Below are 1,312 nucleotides of genomic sequence, written 5' to 3'. Positions count from 1 at the left end.
GATACGAGGGGCATCCGTGCACAGCATGACCGCCGCCCTCGCGGCGCACACCCTGGCTCCACCCGACCCCGCCCAGGAGCAGCAGGCCCGCTGGTTCGCGGACGCCTGGAACTGGGCTTCCGCGCACCTGCCCGGCGGAAACTTCACCATCCTCGGCGGCCTCCTCCTCCTCGGCCTGATCGCCCAGGGCAAGGACAAGAGCGGCAAGAAGACCGACTGGAAGAAGGCCAACCTCTGGTCGCTCATCACGGGCGTCTTCAAGGGCCTGTGGTCGCTCATCACGGGCGTCTTCAAGGGCCTGTGGGCCATCGTCCGGTTCTACGGCGGCTACCCGATGCGGGGCGAGGCCAGGACCGACGCCACGTTCTGGAGCCGGGGCACCCGCTCCACCATCCCGGCCGGGCCCGCCGGCCCCGTCGCGCGCGGGTCCGTCGCCTTCGCCCCGCCCGTCGTGAGCCTGATCAAGCCCAAGCGCCGCCGGCCGAGCCCCTGGGCCCGTACCGCGGCGGCCTGGGTGAAGACCTACCAGGGTTGGGGCGCCACCGCCCTCGACAGGGGCCTGCGCGTGCTCCTGTGGGCCGTCCGCTGGGCACAGAAGACCTACCGCGGCTACCAGAACGTCGCCCGCCTCGTACGGGCCGTCTACGGGGCCGTAGCCCCCGTCGTCGCCACCCTCGCCCGCGCCCTGCGGGCCTGGCACTTCTGGCCGTACGCCGCCCGCGGCCTGGCCCGCCTCGTCCTCACCGCCGCCCTCGTCGGCCTGACCCTCCCGGCCTGGCGCACCCTCACCCTCGTGGTCCTGGCCGTCCTCCTGGTCGTCGCCGTCGCGCTCGCGCACCGCTTCAAGCCGGCGCCCCCCGGAGACGACGCGGTCTACGGGCCCCGCCTCTGGGTGATCCTGCGCGAAGACCTCGACCTCCCCGAGGACGAGCCCCGCGAGAACTGGCTCCGCCTCCCCGACAAGCTTGGCGCCGAGGGCGCCCGCATCCTCATCCGCCTGCCCTGGTCGTTCCGGGGCACCCAGGGCGAGAAGGACGACGTCACCAGCCTGCTGAACTCCAGGCTGCCGGGGGAGTGGCAGGGCCGGTACACCTTCACCGGCGAGCACTTCAGCGCCGTCTACACCCACAAGCCCCCGCCCAAGCCGCCGGCCCCCGCGCCCGAACCGCCCGGCGCCGTGGATATCTGGGACCCCAAGGTCCAGGAGATCCTGGCCTCCCTCGGACCGGACGAGTTCTACCTGGGACAGGACACTTTCGACCGCCCCGTCATCCAGAAGATGTCCGACGAACTGGCCCACTGGGCCCTGTCC

The 1,312-nt window shown here is 72.6% G+C and carries 1 protein-coding gene; it reads left to right on the top strand.

Translation table 11 applies throughout. The annotated features are described in order from the left end of the window. Positions 1 to 16: 16 nt before the first annotated feature. Positions 17 to 1,312 (top strand): hypothetical protein (locus ACFWV2_RS33050; protein ID WP_384411124.1); only part of this gene is annotated, 1,296 nt, incomplete at its 3' end.

Source organism: Streptomyces sp. NPDC058671, assembly GCF_042716475.1.
Taxonomy (GTDB): Bacteria; Actinomycetota; Actinomycetes; order Streptomycetales; family Streptomycetaceae; genus Streptomyces.
The sequence above is the reverse complement of the archived record's forward strand: the minus strand, read 5'-3'. Positions and strand labels throughout refer to the sequence as shown.